Origin of the sequence: Pseudomonas sp. B37(2017), from assembly GCF_002112885.1 — a bacterium.
Taxonomy (GTDB): Bacteria; Pseudomonadota; Gammaproteobacteria; order Pseudomonadales; family Pseudomonadaceae; genus Aquipseudomonas; species Aquipseudomonas paraglycinae.
Genome location: NZ_NEIX01000001.1, coordinates 396,770 through 415,497, shown reverse-complemented (window position 1 = coordinate 415,497; position 18,728 = coordinate 396,770). Strand labels below are relative to the sequence as shown.

13 protein-coding genes are annotated in these 18,728 nt (G+C 53.6%); 4 read left to right on the top strand and 9 right to left on the bottom strand.

Features of this window, described 5'->3' with window-relative positions:
- Positions 1 to 400 precede the first annotated feature (400 nt).
- The 7 genes from gspF to gspG are packed head-to-tail and all read right to left on the bottom strand — an operon-like array spanning position 401 to position 8,460.
- The gene (gene gspF, locus CAF90_RS02045) at positions 401 to 1,612 is read right to left on the bottom strand and encodes a type II secretion system inner membrane protein GspF (RefSeq protein ID WP_085603127.1); all 1,212 of its coding nucleotides are present in this window, start codon (positions 1,610 to 1,612) and stop codon (positions 401 to 403) included.
- Complete coding sequence (gene gspE, locus CAF90_RS02040; RefSeq protein WP_039768906.1) at positions 1,612 to 3,018, bottom strand: type II secretion system ATPase GspE; 1,407 nt, start codon at positions 3,016 to 3,018, stop codon at positions 1,612 to 1,614. Before gspE ends, gspF begins: the two co-directional genes overlap by 1 nt.
- Positions 3,015 to 5,360: a type II secretion system secretin GspD gene (gene gspD, locus CAF90_RS02035; protein WP_085603125.1), complete on the bottom strand. Its 2,346-nt coding sequence runs from the start codon at positions 5,358 to 5,360 to the stop codon at positions 3,015 to 3,017. The genes gspE and gspD overlap by 4 nt, the downstream gene beginning before the upstream one ends.
- On the bottom strand, positions 5,357 to 5,902 hold the full coding sequence (gene gspM / locus CAF90_RS02030; RefSeq protein ID WP_085603123.1) for a type II secretion system protein GspM: 546 nt from the start codon (positions 5,900 to 5,902) through the stop codon (positions 5,357 to 5,359). The genes gspD and gspM overlap by 4 nt, the downstream gene beginning before the upstream one ends.
- Positions 5,895 to 7,043, bottom strand: a complete 1,149-nt coding sequence (gspL, locus tag CAF90_RS02025; RefSeq protein ID WP_085603121.1) for a type II secretion system protein GspL — start codon at positions 7,041 to 7,043, stop codon at positions 5,895 to 5,897. The genes gspM and gspL overlap by 8 nt, the downstream gene beginning before the upstream one ends.
- The gene (gene gspK, locus CAF90_RS02020) at positions 7,040 to 7,993 is read right to left on the bottom strand and encodes a type II secretion system minor pseudopilin GspK (protein ID WP_085603119.1); all 954 of its coding nucleotides are present in this window, start codon (positions 7,991 to 7,993) and stop codon (positions 7,040 to 7,042) included. The genes gspL and gspK overlap by 4 nt, the downstream gene beginning before the upstream one ends.
- Positions 7,994 to 8,001: 8 nt before the next feature.
- A complete protein-coding gene (gene gspG / locus CAF90_RS02015; protein WP_011334561.1) occupies positions 8,002 to 8,460 on the bottom strand; it encodes a type II secretion system major pseudopilin GspG in 459 nt (152 codons plus the stop codon).
- A 146-nt stretch (positions 8,461 to 8,606) separates the two neighbouring features.
- Between gspG and gspI the strand changes: the two genes are divergently transcribed.
- The 4 genes from gspI to CAF90_RS29075 all read left to right on the top strand — a co-directional run bounded on the left by gspI (position 8,607) and on the right by CAF90_RS29075 (position 13,483).
- A complete protein-coding gene (gspI, locus tag CAF90_RS02010; RefSeq protein WP_085603117.1) occupies positions 8,607 to 8,987 on the top strand; it encodes a type II secretion system minor pseudopilin GspI in 381 nt (126 codons plus the stop codon).
- 614 nt (positions 8,988 to 9,601) lie between these two features.
- A complete protein-coding gene (locus CAF90_RS02005) occupies positions 9,602 to 9,964 on the top strand; it encodes a DUF6124 family protein (protein WP_007959368.1) in 363 nt (120 codons plus the stop codon).
- A 495-nt stretch (positions 9,965 to 10,459) separates the two neighbouring features.
- Positions 10,460 to 11,497: a hypothetical protein gene (locus CAF90_RS02000; protein WP_074690241.1), complete on the top strand. Its 1,038-nt coding sequence runs from the start codon at positions 10,460 to 10,462 to the stop codon at positions 11,495 to 11,497.
- Between the two features lie 330 nt (positions 11,498 to 11,827).
- Entirely contained in the window at positions 11,828 to 13,483 is a 1,656-nt protein-coding gene (locus tag CAF90_RS29075) for a hypothetical protein (protein WP_134333647.1), read from the top strand.
- Between the two features lie 68 nt (positions 13,484 to 13,551).
- Here the strand turns inward: CAF90_RS29075 and CAF90_RS01990 are convergent, their stop codons facing one another.
- Both CAF90_RS01990 and CAF90_RS01985 read right to left on the bottom strand, forming a co-directional pair.
- Complete coding sequence (locus tag CAF90_RS01990; RefSeq protein WP_074690237.1) at positions 13,552 to 14,460, bottom strand: abortive infection family protein; 909 nt, start codon at positions 14,458 to 14,460, stop codon at positions 13,552 to 13,554.
- 346 nt (positions 14,461 to 14,806) lie between these two features.
- A complete protein-coding gene (locus CAF90_RS01985) occupies positions 14,807 to 18,496 on the bottom strand; it encodes a hypothetical protein (RefSeq protein WP_074690235.1) in 3,690 nt (1,229 codons plus the stop codon).
- Positions 18,497 to 18,728 lie beyond the last annotated feature (232 nt).

Below are 18,728 nucleotides of genomic sequence, written 5' to 3'. Positions count from 1 at the left end.
CGCCGACCTTCGCAAGCGGGGGTCCGTGGTTAAGTCGCACTGAGAAATTCGCAGTTTCCGGTGACAGATAAAGGAAAAAACCTCGGGAGGTGCAGGCTGATTTTCGAGGGATTTTCTCGGGTGTTCTGGTGGTTGTGCGGAGTGTCTACGGCAAGCTTTTCGAGGGAATCGGCCACAGCCCTTGGAGGGCCGTTGCAGATGACAGAAAGGAGAACCCGAGGATGGGGGGAATGAGGGTCGGGTGATGCTGAGGCCGCTGAAAAAAACCTGAATTATTTATTGCTCTGACCGGCCTCTTCGCGAGCAAGCCCGCTCCCACAGGAGTATGTATTTCAAATGTGGGAGCGGGCTTGCTCGCGAAGGAGCCGGAACAGACAACATCAAACCAAGAGACACACCCCTACTGCACCAGTTGGTTGATCTCGATGATCGGCAACAACACCGCCATCACGATCACCAACACCACCCCGCCCATCACCACAATCATCAACGGCTCCAGCAACGCAGTCATGCCCATCGCCCGGCGTTCGATATCGCGAGACAGGGTTTGTGCAGCACGTTCAAGCATCGGCGGCAGCGCGCCGGTTTTCTCGCCGCTGGCGATCAGGTGAATCAGCACCGGCGGAAACACGTTCTCTACTTTCAGCGCTGCCGCCAGGTTGACGCCCTCCCGGACCTTGGCGGTGGCCTCATTGACGCTCAGGCTCAAGCGATCATTCGACAAGGTCTGCCGCGCCGCCTCCAGTGCCCGCAACAACGGCACCCCGGCGCCGCCGAGAATCGCCAGCGTCGAGGCAAACCGTGCGGTGTTCAGCCCCAGCACAAACCGCCCGATCAGCGGCAGCTTCAGCACCCGATGATGCCAGCTCAAGCGAGCCGCCGGATTGCGCAAATACAGACGCCAGCTCCAGAACGCGCCGGCCATGACGCCCGCGCACAACCAGCCCCAGGCCCGGATGAAATCACTGGCATTGAGCATCGCCAAAGTCAGCCCCGGCAGATCCTGCCGCGCCTGGGAAAACGCGCTGACCACCTGCGGCACGACATAACTCAGCAGGAAAATCACAATACCGATCGACACGAGCCCGACCACGCCCGGATAAATGAACGCGGTGAGAATCTTGCCGCGCAGGTTGTTGCGCTCCTCGATGTAATCCGCCAGCCGCTCCATCACCTGCGCCAGATCACCGGACTCCTCGCCCGCCGCAATCAGCGCCCGGTAAATCTCGGGAAAATCCCGTGGCCGCGCCGCCAGCGCTTCGGCCAGACGCATGCCGCTGCGCACATCGGCGCGTACGGCGCTGAGGGTGTGGGCGATGTGCTTTTTCTCGGCCTGTTCGACCGTGGCACTCAGCGCAGCCTCCAGCGGCAGACTGGCGCCGAGCAGGCTCGACAGTTGCCGCGTCGCCCAGGCCAGATCGTTATCCGACAGCCTGGCACTGAACATTCCACCGCCGCCGTGCTGAGAGACGTTGCTTTCCTTCTCCACCGACAACGCCGTCAAACCACGACCGCGCAGCACGCCAAACGCGGCGCCCTGACTGTCCGCTTCCAGGTGCCCGGATTCGATCTTGCCGCTGGCATCGGCGGCTTCAAAACGATAGCGATTCATCAGGCGTCCCGTGTCACACGAAGGATTTCTTCCGGCGCCGTGGCACCGCTGCGAATCCAGCGCTCGCCGTCTTCGCGCAGGCTGAACATCCCGGCCTTGCTCGCCGCCGCACGCAATGCCTGCTCCCCTGCCCCTTGGTGGATCAGCGTGCGGATGTCGTCATCGATGCAGAACAATTCGTGAATGCCGGTCCGGCCGCTGTAACCGGTGTGATTGCACGCCGCGCAACCCACCGGGCGCCAAGTGCCGGGCGTCGCCGGATCTTCCTGTTTGCACTGATTGCACAGTCGACGTACCAAGCGCTGGGCCAGAACGCCGAGCATCGACGAGGCCAGCAGAAACGGCTCGACGCCCATGTCGACCAAGCGGTTGACCGCCGACACCGCATCGTTGGTGTGCAACGTCGCGAGCACCAAGTGACCGGTCAGCGAAGCCTGCACCGCGATCTGCGCGGTTTCGAGGTCGCGGATCTCGCCGATCATGATGATGTCCGGGTCCTGCCGCAGAATCGCCCGCAAGGCCAGGGCAAACGTCATGTCGATCTTGGCGTTGACCTGAATCTGGCTGATGCCCGGCAGGTCGTATTCCACCGGGTCTTCCACGGTGAGGATGTTGCTGGTGCTCGCATCCAGCCGCGCCAGCGCTGCATACAGACTGGTGGTCTTGCCGCTACCGGTCGGGCCAGTGACCAGCACGATGCCGTGGGGCTGGCGGATCAGGTGATCGAGCTTGGCCAGCACTTGCGCGTCCATGCCCAACGTTTCGAGATGCAGGCGCCCGGCCTGCTTGTCCAGAAGACGCATCACCACCCGCTCGCCGTGACCGGTGGGCACGGTCGAGACGCGAATGTCGATCGGCCGCCCCGCTACGCGCAACGCAATGCGGCCGTCCTGCGGCAAGCGCTTTTCGGCGATATCGAGCTGCGCCATGATCTTGATCCGCGACACCAACGCACCGTGCAACGCCTTGCGCGGCGAGACCACGTCGCGCAGCGTGCCGTCGACCCGGTAGCGCACCACCGAATGGGTTTCGAACGGTTCGATGTGAATGTCGCTGGCCTCGTCCCGCGCCGCTTGCGTGAGCAAGGCGTTGATCATGCGGATCACCGGCGCGCCGTCCTGGGTGTCGAGCAGGTCGGTGATTTCCGGCATGTCCTGCATCAGGCGGTCGAGGTCGACTTCGTTCTCCGCCGCACCGACCACCGCTGCCGCGCTGCCGGTATCGGCATAGGCCGTGGCGAGCAAGCCGTCGAGTTCGTCATCGCGCACCCGCTCAAGCTTCGCCGCGCCGAACTGCCGGCGCACCTCGCTGATCGACCAGCCCGGCGTTGACGGGCACACCGTCAGCACGCCGTCGCGCAGCAGAATCCGCTGCGCCTTGGCCCAGGCATAAGGCAATGCGCTCATTGCAGCGGCACCGCTTTGATGGTCGCGCGCGGGCCGGACACCGGCGCCGGCACGCCTTGGGCAGTGGCCGGCAATTGCGGCGCCTGCATGTCCGGCATCGCCCAGCTGCGCTCCGGTTGCAGACCGCCCTGAGCGCGGCGCATAAAGTCGTAGCGGTTCAGCGTGATGCTGCGCCCCGCAGCGCTGTCGCGGATGATGTACGGGCGCAGGAACACCATCAGGTTGGTCTTGGTGATCGAACGACGCTCGTTGCGAAACAGTGCGCCCAGCCCCGGAATATTCGAGAGCCACGGCACCGCGTCATTGCTCTGGCTGTAGCCATCCTGCAGCAGACCGCCGAGCACCATGATCTGCCCGTCGTCGAGCAGGATGCTGGTGTCGAGCGCGCGTTTGCTGGTGACGATCCCCGCCGAATTGGCCGCGGCCGAGGCGCGCTCGTCGATGCTACTGACTTCCTGATAAATGTCGAGCTTCACCGTGCCGCCCTCGGAAATCTGCGGCCGTACGTTGAGCTTCAAACCGACCTCTTCGCGGGTCACAGTCTGGAACGGGTTGTTGCTGGTGCCCCCGCCGCCGGTGACGTAGCTACCGCTGACAAACGGAATGGTCTGGCCGACGAAAATGCTCGCCGCTTCGTTGTCCAGGGTCAGCAGGTTCGGCGTCGACAGCACGTTAGTGCCGCCCTTGCTCTTCAGGGCCCGGGCCAGCACTTTCAGATCGAGAATCTTGCCGATGCCGGGGATGTCTACGGTGCCGTTGACGTAGCCGAGGTTGAGGCCTTGCGGCAACACATCGAGGCTGGTCTTGCCGTTGACGTTGATCCCCGAGCCACCGAGGTTGGCCCCACCGATCACGCCTTTGCCGCCGAGGTTACCGGTCTGCCATTGCACGCCGAATTCACTGGCGTCGTCCTCGCCGACTTCGACGATCAGGCTTTCGATCACCACTTGCGCGCGGCGCTGGTCGAGCAGATCGATGACTTCGCGCAGGTTGCGGTACAGCGGCTCCGGCGCGGAAATCAGCAAGGTATTGGTGGTCGCGTCCGCCTGAATGGTCACGCCGCCGGCGCTGAACGCGACGTTCTGTTCGCTGCTTTGCGCATTGCCGCTGGTGCCGCTGCTGCCCTGAGCGTAACTGCCGCCGGTGCTGCCGCTGTTGGTGGTCGACGTGCTGCCGTTGGTTTGCGTACCGCTCTGGCCGTTTTGCCCGCCGCTCGAGTTGGTGGTGCTGCCCATGTTGCTGAGCACCGAGCGCGCATTGTCGCTGCTGCCGCTGTCGCTCTCGCCGGTCAACAATCCGCGCAAGGCTTGGGCCAGTTTGCCGGCCTGGGCGTTGCGCAGATACACCACGTGCAGGTTGCTCGGATTGCTTTGCGCGTTATCCAGTTTGTAGATCAGGTTACGCGCCAGCTCGGTGCGCTCGGGGCTGCCGGCGCGGATGATGATGGTGTTGGAACGCGGGTCGCCGATCACCGCGATTTTCTGCGTCGGATCGTTGCCCGGTGCGTCGAGCAGGTCCGCAACCATCGGCGCGATGTCGGCAGCGATGCCGTTCTGGATCTGCACCACGTCGGTGTCGATGGCACTCGGGGTGTCGATGCCCTGAATCAGTTGCGCGACCCGCGTGAGGTTCTCGGCGTAATCGGTGACGACGATGGTGTTGTTGCCCGGATAGGCGTTGATCGGATTGTTCGGCGACACGATCGGGCGCAGCACCGGGATCAGGTTCACCGCGTTCTCATATTGCAGGCGGAATGTACGGGTGAGCATGCCGTTGCCGGCCGGTTTGTCAGCGCTGTAGATCGGCCCGCCGAGCAACTTGGCGTCGGCCTCCGGCACCACCTGCGCCACGCCGCCGACATCCACCACGCTGAAGCCCTGCATGCGCAGCGCCGCAAGCAACATGTCGTAAGCCTGATGCGCCGGCACCTGGCCTTCGGACACCAGCGTCAGGTTGCCCTTGACCCGAGGATCGACCAGAAACTGCTGACCGGTCGAGCGCGACAACGCGCGCACCACCGCTTGAATATCCGCATCGACAAAATTCAGCGTCACCGGTTGATCGCCCAACGGATTGGCCGGCAACGTTGTGCCCCGCGCCGAGCCGCCACTGCGGGCGCGTTCGGTGATGTTGTGCAATTGCTTCGGCGCAGGTTTTACCTGAGCCTGTGCCCGCTCGCGGTCGAGCACCGCGTCGCCACTGCGCTGGGTGTTGGCCAGCGGCCGGCCAAGTTCGCTGTCCACCAGCAGCGGCGGTTGATTCGGTGGTGTGGTGTTGCTGCACGCGCTCAATGCCATCAACAGCATCGGCAACGCCATGCGTTTGGATCCTGACCCCTTCATGAAGCTTCCTTAGCGCCCAGCGCCTGATCCATGCGTACGGTGCCCGACAGAGTGCCGGCGGTGTCATCGGTCGCGGCGTCGTCTGCGCGTTGCAGACGGGCCTCGACCACTTGCAGTGAAAAATTCCGGGGTTGGCTCAGCAGCCAGTCGAGCGCGGCGTCGGCCGGTGCCGCGTCGAAGGTCAACTGCCAGCCGGCGGACGCGGCCGCCAATTGGTAATGGCCGCCCAGTCCACTGGCCTGCAAGGTCTGTTGCATCGACTGCTCCAGGTTTTGCCCGTCGGGGCGCACGCTGACGTCGCGCAACAGCACTTCCAGCGCTTCAGCCTGTGCGCGCAATTTCGGGGTCTCGACTTGCGAGGCGGCGATCTTCTTCAGCGGCGGCTGAATCAACGCCACCCACACAAACAGCCCCAGTAACAGCGCCGCCATCCCGCCGACCATGCGTTTTTCCCGCAACGCCAATGGCTGCCAACGGACCTGCAACTGAGCATTGAAGCGCTGCCAACCGGCGCGGTATTTCGCAAGCGATGGGCTATTCATCTTCGGCTCCGCTGCTGTCGTCGTTGTCGGCGGCGGCGGCGGTCGCCTCGCCGGCCGGGCGCAGGACCCAGCCGTCGTCGTTCGGGCTGATGCTGATGCCGGCCTGGGCCAGCGTGCCTTGCCAGTCCTTGTCGTTGCCCGAACGCCGGGCCTCGGGCAGCAGACTCAATTGCAACGCGCCATCGACAAACTCCAGCCGCTGCACCGTGCCCGCCATGGACGGCATGCCACTGCCGGCCTGCGACACCAGCCGCGTGAAATCCTGCCCCGGCGCATCCACCGCGCCTTGCTGGCGCGCCGCGATTTGCTGACGGGCCTGTTGCAGCGGATTGAGGATCACCGGCAACTCGGGGAACGCCTGCTTCACCCGCTGCGCCATCTGCGCCTTGAGCTGCTGGCCCTGCCCGGCCTCGCGGGCGGCGTACAGGTTCAAACCGATCACCCACACCGCCAGTGCCAGCGCACAACAACCGAGCGCCTTGCCCCAGCCGCGATGTTCGGTGCCCGGTTGCTGGAGGCCGCCGTGCAGGCCCCAACTCGGCAACGGGCCGGAGTTTCGCTGTGTGTCGGCCAATATCGATTGCACCGCTTCCGGCGCGCCGCCACCGATCCAGTGCGCCGGCAGACCGGTTTCCAGCAGCCACGCTTCGTCGATCATCGGCTGCACCTGCGCCGCATTCGGGCCGTGGCGCAGCAACAGATGATCGTCGTGCAGACAGCCGACGCCGCCCGCCATCACCGGCAAGCTGTAGGCCGCCGGGTACAGGCCTTTGAGGTTCAAGCCGAATTGCCCGAGGTGCTGCAAATCCTTGCGAGCTACCCAGGCAATCTGCACCTGGCCGCTTTCATTGCGAGTGCTGTGGGCGATGTGCATCTCGGCGCTGTCGCCGAGCATCAAGGCCTGCGCCGCACATTGCACCGCCGCAGCGGTTTTGTTCGCAGGCAGAGGCGGCAGATCAATGCTCGCCAACAGGCTGTCCGACGGGTGCAGAAAGCACACCAGAGGTTGCTTCGGCAGCGCGCCGAGCCGCACGCGCTCCTGGCGCACGACCTGCCCCTGACGATCCAGCCAAGCACAATCCACGTCACTGTCGAGACTCAGCTCCGCCAGCGGCGGCAAACTCACGCGCAACTGGCTCATACGCCCACCCGCGACCAGATCACTTGTGGCAAACGATCCTGGCTGCGATGCAGCAACGCATCGAGGCTGACCCGCCGCTGATCCCGCCGCGCCTGCCCGCGCAGCCGGAACCAGTCGCTGGTGATGCCGACCTTGACGCTGGTGATCTCCAGTTGCGGCAGTCGCAGGCGATTGACGAAATCCCCGCGATTGATAAACCAGCGCCCGGCGTCACGCTCATTGATCAACGCCTGCGCCCGCTCCAGCGACAACCCCGGCACATAAGCCGCCAGCACCGGCGCCGTGGCCGTGTTGCCGTTGAGCCAGGTGGTCGCCGGAATGACCGTCAGGTACGGCGCGAGTTTCGCCAACAGCGCATCATTGACCCCGTCGACACTGCGCAAGTCATCAAGCGTGCGCAGCATCGGCAAGGTCGGCGATTGCGGTTTACGCGACGCGGACGGCGATGTCGCTCGCCCACTGTCGAAAGTGTTTTTCGCCACAGGCTTGTCCACCAATTGGGCATTCAACAGGTGCGGATAAGAGCCGATCACCCGCTGACTGATGCGCCGGCTCAAGCCGCTGCTGATACCAATCAACTCGCACAAACGCTCGAACGCCTGCACCTGCGCATCATCGATCCGCTCGTTGGCCACCAGATTACGCAGGTTGAACTTGCCCTGCTCATCCTCCAGCCGCCCCTCGAAACCCTCTGTGTTCAACCGCTGCGCCCAAGGCTGATCGAGTCGGGTCAGCGGATCGCGCTGCCGCGCATCCCACAACAATTGCCCGCTGACCTCCAACCCGCCGTGCAACACCCAGCGGCCCTGCACGCGCAGTTGTTCGGCTTCCAGCGCCCGGGTCGCAACGCTCTGGCGCGTCAGCATGCCGGCGGCGATCACCGCGACCACCGCCGCGATCAGCAGCGCACTGATGATCGCCATCCCCTGCTGGTTCGATTGGCTGTTCATGACCGGCCTTACAACTGCCAGGAACCGATGTCGGCATTCACGCCATCGCCGTCAGGCTGGCCGTCGGCGCCGAGGGAAAAGATGTCGATCTCACCGTTGGCGCCGGGATTGAGGTACTGATAAGGACGACCCCACGGGTCATTCGGCAGGCGCTCCAGGTACGAGCGCCAGTTGCTGTTCTTCGCATCGGCCGGCCGCTCCACCAGCACCTTCAAGCCCTGACTTTGGCTCGGGTAAGTGCCGTGATCGAGGCGATACAGCTTCAGCGCCTGCATCAACCCGCCAATGTCCTGCTTCGCCGCCGTGGCCCGCGCCTGATCCGGCCGGTCGAGCACCTTGGGCACCACCATCGCCGCCAGAATCCCGAGAATCACCACGACCACCATGATCTCGATCAGCGTAAAACCCTGCTGCCCACGGGGCATCCGGCTCGGTCGACTGGGCTGTTTGAACTGCGCGATATCCATCTCGTCATTCCCTGGCTTGATTCGATTCGACGCGCAGTGTTGCAAGAAGATATGTCAGGGATGTTGAAAATCCTCGGGTGTTTTCGTCGTCAAGCCGTCAAGCACGGGCGTTAGCGTCAAGGGCTGCCCGACCGCCCGAGACCCCGATGCGCACACCCTCCCAGCAAGCCGGATTCACCCTGATTGAAGTGCTCGTCGCGCTGGCGATCATCGCCGTCGCCATGTCCGCCGCCGTGCGTGTGGCGGGGCTGATGACGCAGAGCAGCGGGGTTTTGCGGGATCGTTCGATTGCGATGATTGCGGCGCAGAGTCGGATGGCTGAACTTCGGTTGGAGGGGAGATTGCCGATGGGGGTTAAGGCGGTGGAGTGTGATCAAGGGAGGTTGTTGTTGCGGTGTGAGCAGGTGATTGGGGGGGTGGAGAATGGGCGGTTGCTCAAGGTTGGGGTGCAAGTTTTTGATCGCAGCCAGGAGGCACCGCCGCTTGCGCGGCTGGAGACGCTGCTCAGCCGTCCCGAGAGTCCCTAGCCCTAAACCGTCCCGAAACGTCGGACGGCTCAGAGGTATATGAATCAACCGTGGGACATTTCCGATACCCACCAGAAGATCTTCACCAACTCCCACACACCGCGTTGAACCCATAATCAACTCAAACGCCCGCCTCCAAACCCATAATCAACTCGGTCGCCCAGGTCGATGTACAACGCCAGACACCTCCGTCGGCCCCCTCCCCCTCCGGGAGAGGGCTGGGGTGAGGGCCGCTTGTTGAACCACCCGTTTACCCACCCCAAAAACCCCGTTTAAAAGACACTCACCGTAACGTCCCCAAGGCTACACAACCTTGCGTCATTACCTACGACTACGCCAGAATCCGCCGGCTTGTGCGTCTAATGCGCGGGTCTTATCGTTTCCGGGTCACTGAAAAACAGTGATCGGGTTTGGTAGCCCGACCTCCCATATGACGCATAACGTCACCTAGCGCAGATGCCTTTTCGGCATCCGTCTTATGGTGGCCATGCGCAGGGCGCCCTCGGGCGCGCCGGATTTTCCATATGGGCCGGTCTACCAACCTTCGTATGGCCACCACCACTCGTTTGGTAGCGAGAGTGATGGCTCCTTGAGTCCCATATGGAGCTACATCTATGTTCAAACCAACACCAAACCCACCAGAAACCGATCCGGTTTCCCCCTACAAATTCCCCGACTCCCGAACTCTGAACGAAGCCGCCGAACGCGCCCTCGACCACTACCTCACCCCACAACAACGCATCATGGGCAGCCACCACAAACACGACCCCATGTACCTGGCCAATCCGGCTTACAACACCGAATCTTTGCTGGCCAACGCCAGCGAATCACTGGGATCGGCGAGCGAAATGCTCAACAACTTCGCCGCCACGCTGGAGCCTGCGCATCGCAAAACCGCGATTGGGATTGCGCAGTTGGTGATGTTGAGCGAGTTGGCGGTGAATCAGGCGTTGGATCATGTTGAGGTGAAGGCGTGATCGGCTGAGCGCTGTAGCTCTATAGCTGGAAAGAAAATGGCCGAGGTTGTCAGGTGTAGCTGACAACCTCGGCCAAATGAGCATTTCTATTTTTTGCGACACATCTCGACGTCATCCTGAGTCTTCAGGTCGGTGTCGATTCCCAAGCGATACCAGCAGTAATCAATAATCCCACCCGCTCCCCTGTCTTTATAACAAAGGCAACTGATCTATTTTCTTGAAATAAATCAGTCCCCTTTTTTGGTCCATATCAACGTAAATGGCGAAATCATGGATGAGGATGGAAATTTGAATCATCGTATGGTAAAGAGATCTGTTTCCCATTCTGCGTCGGAAAGCACGTATCGATTGGACACGGCAGAATTCTTCGCTCAAAGGCAAGAATTTTACGACAGGCTGACTAGCCAGATTGTGTAAAAATAGTGTCTCATTTTCGCAGAGATCAAGTAGTCCAAACTCTCCAAAAAATTCTGTTCGTATTAGATTGAGAAAGAAATGGATTTTTCGAAGTTTATACAGCAAGACTCCCTTGAAGGAGTGCACCCTGACCAGCCACAGATTGGTTTCAGCATCCATGAATCCATTGTTCATTTCAATAACAGCTTTATGAAGAGGGGATCGAAGCTACTGGACGACTTTATAAAAGAGCATGCTCCCACCAGGAAATGGATTTTAGCGTCAGACTACGCATTTTACGACACCAACAAATTTAGTGACGCTGTAACCTTCTCGCTATTCCCACACTGGGCACCTTTTGAAAAAATGTCATCAGACATAGATTCAGTGGCCCCATCTGACCTTAAAAATGTCGGTTCAGTTAACGACAGCTTCATATCATTCCTTAAAGAAGGACCAGTATTTAGCATCACGCTAATATTAGATCGCGAACGCCGAATGTTCAGCGATGAAAAATTTTACCACTTAACCCGAATTGACTCCCAGATTGGCATGCTGGAATATTGGTGCCAATCCACGCCAGAAGGGAAAGACAAATATAAAGACACAATCAAACAACTGAAAAAGGTGAAGGGGCTGATTAGCTCGAGAAGTCTGAATTTACGTCTATTCAGAGACATCGAGATTGTCGGTAGCCTGGCAGCTTATTTGCTTACAGAGATAAGCGTAAAAGCCAACCCTGAGAAAATAGCTTGGCTCTCAGATCGCGACAGCATGCTGACGTTCAAGAACAAAGTCATAGGCGACTATATGTTTGACCAGGTTAGCCACCTCTATCACACACTTTGCTCAAATAGCGGGATAAATTCTTCTCACAGACTTTTATTTGCCAAGCCCGAGATGAGTGGAAAACTAATTTACGATAGCTTCATCAGAGTACCTGACTACATTGCCGGAACCATGGCCGACTATAACTTTGAAAAACAAGAGTCCTCCCATATTAAATTCGACAGAATACGTGACGGCGTATTTGCCGAAGAGCGAAGAAATATATCCTACAGGCTGTTTTTCCACCCAGACATGCAGGCTCACAGGCTCACATGGGCTTTGGCAGATAACGAGAAATTAGATTCTTGAGGCCTCGTTATTCGTTCAAAGGCAGTGAAACGTCCTTTCAAGATTGCTTTAGCAGCAACCGGAGGACAAAAGAACAAAGAAGACTGATTTATTTTACAACAATGAACCGCCCCCCTTTTTCTAAACATTTTCAACTACTGCCAGCAGAGCTTGCCCGAGACTAAGAAACAATGCGCACTTAAGATCCAAGCTTTTTCTATTTATCGTATTCTACCTACTTTGGAAATGCGTGAGATAATAACATTCTCCCACCCCATTAAATCGACAATACAGTCTGACGTGACGGGGCATTTCCATTCTACTTTCCAATTATTGCAGCTAGGCTTATCAATGAAAACTCTCGAGCCACAGATCGACAAACTGTTTGATGAAAACCCAATTCTTCGCCAGCCTTTCCTCCATGTTTATAATCATTTTTGCCAAATTGCCACCTTCAAATTCATTCAGGAAAAGCAAGTACCTCACAGCTTCGCAACTCCATATACATTTGTATTTGAGCGCATGAACGACTTTAGCCCTCAAACGCCTGAATCATGTGATAATTTTTTGCGCAAACTAAACTCTAATGACTTTAAAAATTTATTCGCTTGTGCAAACCTCAATATAGTCATCCCGTTTATTCGTAGCAAAATATATAGCTTTACTCGCGAAAGCAGCGAGAAATCAATTATCGACTATGCCGATGAAACCACACTCAAGCATGAAATTAATGACATAATTTTAACGCATTTGTCTCTTCCAGTTATTTCAAATCAAACTCACGATACTAGACCTTGGCTCGCGAGCGTTATTAATCGACTCAAAACAAACAAGCCAGTAAACCCCACATTCTATTTTGATCATATTTCCGAACAGTACGAAGCATCTGAAAATGCATTCATTGAAGCAGATATCATTCCACCTGATTTCTATACGCAGATTGGGTTCTCTTCTACTGATGCCTTTAAAAAAATTAGGAATGCTTTTATTTGTATAGGGCAAATTTATAATGATATTACGTTCGTAGTTTACAAATATCTGGAAGTCAATAAGCTTCAAGACTCAGGGGATGGGGATCATCATTTGCAAGGCTTGGGCATGGCCAAATTGGGTGCCGCTGAGTTGAAACGTCTAGTACAAGCGCTCACTGGGGTATCTGAGTCAGACTACGATAAATTTTCTGAATTCTTCTTCTGCGGCGAGGAAAAAAATAGCAACCTAAGCTTAAAATTCATGCCACCATTCTGGATTGTTTCGGATGACATATACTTCTGCCCTGCCTTAGTTCCAGCTCTGCTGGGTACTAGGAATCTCTTGATCTCCATACTAATAGATGATGATAAAAACACCAAATACAGCTATGACAGCTTGATATCTCATCTTTTCGAACCTGAACTTTTGAAAAGAGCTCAAAGACATTTCGAAAGCAATGGATTCTGTACTGACATAGAATCTGATTACACTGGGGGCGAGATTGATTTATTAGTTTTTTGCAAAAAATCCAATACCGTGATGACCGTCCAGGCAAAAGCCACTTTATACCCTGAATCAGCTCGCATGGTAAGACGCTTGGACGATAGAATTCGGGAAGCAGTTGATCAGACCAACCGATTTGACTTGCTCGAACTTGAAGAAAAAAATAAATTATTCAAAAAATCTTTTCCCGGCATGGATGAATCGGCGCAAATCAATCACATTCGCGCAGTTTTAACAAATTCCAGTTTCGGAAGCACCTTTAGCTGGCAACTACTAGAAAACAAAAATATAGCTCCAATAAACTGTAATCTCCTTAAAAACGTGCTGCCCTGCTGCGATACTTTAACTGAGCTACCAGAAAAAATTGAAGAATTTATTTATAGGATAAAATCTGAAATTGAGATCACAGAGGAAAAAAAAGTTTTCGACCTTCCTGGTCATACCATTTATCAAAGACACGTTGAAACGCATCACATGAAGAACCTTTACGATGCTAAATATTGGGGGGAGGTCACTAAGGGGGAAGCCTAGTATGCTCGGTTGAATTTATAAGTCACAAAGGGGGCAGTCACAAATGGGACAGTCCCCTTTTTTTACTTTTATTCCGACTTGTGCCCGCCCTTTACAACCTTTTCCGTTTGCTTGAGGACGAATACCGAACAAGCCCCGGCGAGGTGATTAATCAGCTGTGCCAAATCTAGGCCAGGTGGTGTGTACCCATCGTTTTTACCATGGGCAGTACTGCTAGAATTCCTAAGTGTTCCAACTCCGTGGAAGATCGTTGCGATCCCTATCAGAGCTTGCTTAGCGCCTTCGTCAAGCATGCCCATCTTATTAAGCTTCTTCACAGTGCGAGCAGTGAGAGCTTGCACTGTCATGGCTTCATGCCCGGTATCCCCAAGCTGTTTGAGACACGCTTTCAGCACTGTTTCCACATGAGAACTGCTGCGAGCAATGGAATCTTCTGGATCGATCTCAACAGACTGCTGAGCTTTCTGCCACGATTCAAGCATGGTTGGATGGGTCTCGAATTGCTCTTCAAGATCTTTATCAATCAAAGCCTTTTCCACTGCGACGAATTCGGTAAGCCACTCGTTTGCAGAAGCAGTGAGAATGTGTTCGTCTTCCAGAATTCTAGAAATATTTTCTATCAGTGAATTAAGGATTTTGGAGGTGCTGAGCAGCACCAACCAACGTGGTTCGACGTCATCCAATTCGTGGTCTTTACATTCGGACTCATGGCCGCTATCCGAGTATGCTTCTGTTCGGACCCAAAGCTTTCCCCCATCAAAAAACAGCCAGCCTACTACGCCGCCGCTGATGCCGCTTTCTTCGTGGTCCCAAGTGCTCAGTGTTTCGTATGTACTGGAACCAAAGCAGCCTACTCCCTCCGACGATTCCAACAGCTTATTCTCGAAGGCCTTCAGCCTGTGGAGCAGCATACTACGCTGATTTTTTACCCTCCGGGACAATGCCTTCAACGCTGCGAATCCGTCACCGCTTGCCATGATTTTTCAGCCTCAAGCAAAAATAACGTTGTACAGGAGCCTTCTGAAAAACTCGACAACGTAATTGTCCGAAAACAGCCACCTAGGGCCACGGAAATTTCCCAGGTGTAACTATTGAAAAAATGGGACTGATCTATTTTGAAAATAAATCAGTCCGCTTTTGGGAACCAGCCAAAATCAGATGCCCACCACGAGAATGCTTAGGGGAGATTGCAGCCTGAAAATACAACAGATATCGGGTAATATTGATTGTAGAGGGTATTTATTAGGGATTCAGTTCGGCCTCTTTCACGCAACCAAAGGGTTAGGGCATCCAAACTCTTGACTTTCCGAATTCCAAGTCATTTTATTTAAATGTGTTTAATCTAATATGATTGCCGTTCGGCTTTTGGGATGAAATTATCTTTCTGTCCACTAGTGACTTTGCAAAGCGCCTATTCCTTTCAGTATTTTCGAGCTTCGGCCGCATGCCACGTTTTGCTAAATCAGCAAATGGCGACTCCAAAGTTAACATCGCGCTAATGATTTCGGCCTCGGAAAGTATATCTACGAAATTGTATAAGATGTCTTTTCGCTCCAGTGTTTTTGGGGCGTTAGCGAGACAATAAGAGACCATACCGAGATCAAAATCTTTATCGGTGAGATCTTCACGCCCGAGTAATTGACTCGCGTGCTTCGCCAGTTCTGCATTCGAACTGAGGTCATTTACGGTGATGTGCCCCACGATGAAACATTTCTGTTGCACCGAAAGGGTTGAAGTCAAGAGCAGGGTTATTACTTCCTGGCTTAGAGGGTATTTATCCATCGCAGTTGTATAAACCAAGAAGCTTTTCTCTATAAGCTTTGCTCTGAGCAAAACTGAATTTTTCGTTTCGCTGAATGATATGTCGTTGAGTCTTACAATCCCCAGATCGATGAGAATTATTAAGAACTCTTCTGATAAGCCCTCGGGAAACGACTGATAATGATATGGAACGCTTTTGCACAAAGCCCTAAAACCTACTTCACTTAACGCATGGTTGGAGATCAAGAAACGGCACAGGCTCTTGACTAGTTCTTCTTCATTCTTGGTGATGGGAATTTTTTGCTCAGAAAGCGCTTGGTAGACCGTATTGCGATCAAGAATCTCATTTAAGCGATCCTTATCGCTATCATCAAGGCCGTAAAAACTGAGAATATTAGGCCATGTTACATTTACCTTCTCGTTATATAGCAGTTCGTCCCATTGATAGGCAGGTAAATCATCGAAGTTCGCAAAAACGTGATCTTGCTGAAGGGCAAATTGAATAGCCATGTCCTGATCAATTTCGGAGTGATTCAACAATCGGATAATGGCGTCCGGGGATTCTGAATTATTGCTAACTATCGCACAGGCAACATCGCGTACATAAGTATTAATATTTCGATCAACGTACGACTTTAATGAGTCGCTTCCGGATTCGAGTATCGCGGTATAGTTCGCTCTCTCTAGGTCAAAAAGGTGATTAGTGTAGTGTCCTTGTTGCTGGATAGGCGCGCTGAACTGCTCAACTAAAAACTTAATGTTATCAGCCGTAATTCGATACAGGTCTTGTTGGTGTATGTAGTTAACTAGCGCGATATTTTGGGTGGCATCAGAGATCTGTTCGATTTTGATTTTTAAAAGTTCAAGGGCCTGAAAGCCTTTTTCAAATACGATATTCTCAGAAAATATAACTGCCGCATATTTTGAAATGTAGTCGCTTAACGATCTGCCAATATTCATTTGCTCTGCAACAAAATCCGGCTCGACGTAGGCGATAATGCGTGCGACGTGTTGTGTCGCCGAAGAGGCATCGATAGCGGCCATACCGTATCCCGGCCAATATTGAGCAATGATCCGAGTTAAAGCTGCGGTATTTTTTCCAATTAGCCAGTAAGCGTCAAAGAATTTTTGTGACTCTGGAAGGCTGTTGGAAAAGCAATCAACGACCAGTTGTATTCTTTTAGTATTGGTCGATCCATTTTGGATAAGCTCATCAATCAGATGAACATTGAGGGAGTGACTCGAGCCAAAATCCTCTTCCCTAAGTTCCTCCAAGACTTCCGCTGGGTTATCAACCTGCGATGCTGGGTCAGGCGTTCTAAAGTCTCGAATTGAAAGTATGAAATCCCAGTCGTTTCGAGACATTCTACCTTCGTGAAAGGTAGAAATGTAAAGATGATATGTTTCGTCAATGTGTCCATTTCTAATAAAATAATTTAGCAGGCGAGGGTCATCTATATTGTGCTGCTTTGCTATATCTGAGATCTCAAAGCCAGAGAGTATTAAAAGCTGGCACAGCGGCTGCCTAGCTAGAGAAGATTTTTCGGACTTTAGCTTTTCGATTTGCGCATTGAGCTCTGTTCTATTTTTAGCTTTTTTATTAGTTATACTCCTGTGGCGCTGAGTAAATGTTGTGCCGGGGACTATCGCCTCCTCTAGATTTTTAAAAGACAAAGATAGAGGGAGCCTGTGTTCGTAATTATTGTATTGGTTGCGTTGGCGAACCTGCAAGTTTAGATTTTTCTCCTGAAAAATTTTCTCAAAATTATTCCATTCCAAAAGTTGAGATATATTAATAGGCGTTTCGCCTGAGTATACGCTTACAACATCATACTCATTATATGTTGAGCATAAATGCCCCCAAAACAATTTCACAAGTTCAACAATGGCGGTACTGGTTTCGTGATCTGATTCTTGAATCAGTATTCTGAGCTCCTCTATCTGGAAATCTATGTTGCTGGCGGACTGTATCAAAATACTGGTACGCCTCTGAACTATTTCGTGTAATGCGCCACTTCCATGATGCAAATTTTCAAAGTCTTTAGGGTATGCATTTTTATAGATTATAGCTGCGAGTAGCCTATTGACGTTGAGATTGCTGGATCCGACTTTCTTTTCATATATCAAAAATTCATTGCTTATATTTTTTATTAATCTCATATCATCAAGATATAGCGAGACTTCTCCGATAAACCTATCCTGGACCCCTATACCATAACCTGCCGACTCAATGCTCCTTTTTAAAACCTCCCGTGAGTTAGAGTTGTTTATTATTGGAATTATGGGGAGAATAAAGTCGAAGAATTTTGCCCGATCCTTGTTTAGAAATATGTCATCTTTAATGGCGTAAACAAATTTTAGCGGTTGTGTTCTGTTTAGGAATGGAAGTGTCCCTTTACGCTTGGGGCGATCATTTATAATCTTGTTTATTTCACGAAGCTTAATAAATATCTCAGGATTGCCGAATCGATCCAAATCCTCAAAAACGACCAGATCATAATCATTTTCTTCAAAAAAGTAGATAATCTCATCTAGGTGCTTGTTGAGTATGGAACTTTCGGGTATTCCGTCCAGTTCAACCTCACCGCTTTGAAGAGATAGCTTTTTGACTGACAGCGAATGTGAGGCTTGAATTGCCTTTGACACAGTCCGAGCCAGATAAAGGAGCACATACGCCGCAGTGAATATCCAGACCCATTCCAATGTTTGGTTGCTGAGTGCCTTCAGAAGTTCGTCATGATTCTGATACAACATACCGACGGAGGCTATCCACCCTACGAACAAGATCGCATTGAGATCGACCCATCGTGGCTTGGAAATTCTCTTGAACCGTGAATAGGGCAATGTGCCAGAGCCCGCCCCATAAAGCATTTGCTGAAGGATACTTCTTTCAACTTTAACGGTGACATCGACCTGCTGCGAATCTTGGAGAGGCGGAGTCAAAGAGTTTGGGTCACTGAACGTCGCTAAGGAAACGTTCAAAGAGCGGTAAGGGCTGTTTTTCTCGAATGTTTTGATAACGCTGGTCTTGCCTGACCCATACGGGCCGGTAATGGCCACATTACGTATTGATGCATTGCACATCGCAAAGCGTAGCGCTTCTTGGTAAAGGCCATCTTGGTCGGCAAAGTCGATAGGTGCCAAATCAACAAAACTGTTGCGCAAAGGGCTTTTCGCATGAAATCGCCGAGCGATACGTTTGTAGGTCGAGGTATTTTGCAGCTTTGCTAGTAACTTGTTAAATCCCATCATCCTTGCATCCTTGACTTTCGCTGCGTCCTCCATCGGAGTGCCGCACACGACTGATAGATCTCAAAGACCCATTATGCTCTCCCACGTGTTGATATCAATCTGCCTCATACATCTGTCCAACCTTGTTGGGCTCTGCGTCGTTAGTAGCGATTTACCTGCAAAGAAGCTGGCCTGCTCAAAGGGGTACCATGATTGAATCGCCGAAATTATTCAGTGGCAGCTTTTGGCCGAA

Coding starts and splice junctions, on each gene's coding strand:
- gspF (WP_085603127.1), bottom strand. CDS start 1,612: ATGAATCGCTATCGTTTTGAAGCCGCCGATGCCAGCGGCAAGATCGAA.
- gspE (WP_039768906.1), bottom strand. CDS start 3,018: ATGAGCGCATTGCCTTATGCCTGGGCCAAGGCGCAGCGGATTCTGCTG.
- gspD (WP_085603125.1), bottom strand. CDS start 5,360: ATGAAGGGGTCAGGATCCAAACGCATGGCGTTGCCGATGCTGTTGATG.
- gspM (WP_085603123.1), bottom strand. CDS start 5,902: ATGAATAGCCCATCGCTTGCGAAATACCGCGCCGGTTGGCAGCGCTTC.
- gspL (WP_085603121.1), bottom strand. CDS start 7,043: ATGAGCCAGTTGCGCGTGAGTTTGCCGCCGCTGGCGGAGCTGAGTCTC.
- gspK (WP_085603119.1), bottom strand. CDS start 7,993: ATGAACAGCCAATCGAACCAGCAGGGGATGGCGATCATCAGTGCGCTG.
- gspG (WP_011334561.1), bottom strand. CDS start 8,460: ATGGATATCGCGCAGTTCAAACAGCCCAGTCGACCGAGCCGGATGCCC.
- gspI (WP_085603117.1), top strand. CDS start 8,607: ATGCGCACACCCTCCCAGCAAGCCGGATTCACCCTGATTGAAGTGCTC.
- CAF90_RS02005 (WP_007959368.1), top strand. CDS start 9,602: ATGTTCAAACCAACACCAAACCCACCAGAAACCGATCCGGTTTCCCCC.
- CAF90_RS02000 (WP_074690241.1), top strand. CDS start 10,460: ATGGATTTTTCGAAGTTTATACAGCAAGACTCCCTTGAAGGAGTGCAC.
- CAF90_RS29075 (WP_134333647.1), top strand. CDS start 11,828: ATGAAAACTCTCGAGCCACAGATCGACAAACTGTTTGATGAAAACCCA.
- CAF90_RS01990 (WP_074690237.1), bottom strand. CDS start 14,460: ATGGCAAGCGGTGACGGATTCGCAGCGTTGAAGGCATTGTCCCGGAGG.
- CAF90_RS01985 (WP_074690235.1), bottom strand. CDS start 18,496: ATGATGGGATTTAACAAGTTACTAGCAAAGCTGCAAAATACCTCGACC.